The 930-nt window shown below is 44.3% G+C and carries 2 tRNA genes and 1 rRNA gene; all 3 read right to left on the reverse strand.

Annotated elements, in window-relative coordinates:
* Positions 1-344 precede the first annotated feature (344 nt).
* Positions 345-420, reverse strand: a tRNA-Ala gene (locus tag L5M38_RS24205).
* A gap of 137 nt (positions 421-557) precedes the next feature.
* Positions 558-634: transfer RNA gene (locus L5M38_RS24210), tRNA-Ile, on the reverse strand.
* A 99-nt stretch (positions 635-733) separates the two neighbouring features.
* A 16S ribosomal RNA gene (locus L5M38_RS24215) occupies positions 734-930 on the reverse strand; the annotation flags it as partial.

The raw sequence follows: 930 nt of genomic DNA on the forward strand, positions 1-930 counted from the left end.
TCACTCATCTGCGCCGCATTGCGACCAGCTTGGTTTTACTTGTCTCACTTCTGACCAAAGAAGTGGACGCGCCTTAGACGTAAACTATTCAATAAAGAATAATTTACTATTGAATATTCAAGACACTTAATAAAGTGTTTGAGAACTCATGTTCAATGCTTGCGCATTAAACGTTTTGTAATTAATCACATGACAGACTCATGCAATTAAATACTATCAGCTTTCCAAATTGTTAAAGAGCGGGCTTAAAAAAGCCAAAGATAATTTTTTAGTTTATCTTTGGCATCTCTATCCATAGTGCATATGCCTTATTACTTTTCAATAAAGTCAGAATAAGGTGTAAATGGTGGAGCTATGCGGGATCGAACCGCAGACCTCCTGCGTGCAAGGCAGGCGCTCTCCCAGCTGAGCTATAGCCCCATTTACATGCAGTGCGAGTAAGTAAGATGTTCCAAACCTCTAAAAGGATTGGTTTGCCAATCATTTCTTATCAAGGCGGACAGTGGCGACGTTTAGTTCACTAAACGAGTCACTTTCCAACGCTGAGAAGGAAGGATTGGTGGGTCAGAGTGGACTTGAACCACCGACCTCACCCTTATCAGGGGTGCGCTCTAACCAGCTGAGCTACAGACCCATCTTTGATAAACCTATTTAACTAGGTCTATCTTTTACTCTTTCTTCTATCAAGCAAATCTGTGTGAACACTCAACAAACATTAAGTTAGTCGTATAGGTAAGGAGGTGATCCAGCCCCAGGTTCCCCTAGGGCTACCTTGTTACGACTTCACCCCAGTCATGAACCACAAAGTGGTGAGCGCCCCCCCGAAGGTTAAGCTACCCACTTCTTTTGCAGCCCACTCCCATGGTGTGACGGGCGGTGTGTACAAGGCCCGGGAACGTATTCACCGTGGCATTCTGATCCACGATTACT

This window comes from Shewanella sp. SM101 (assembly GCF_025654465.1).
Taxonomy (GTDB): domain Bacteria; phylum Pseudomonadota; class Gammaproteobacteria; order Enterobacterales; family Shewanellaceae; genus Shewanella; species Shewanella oncorhynchi.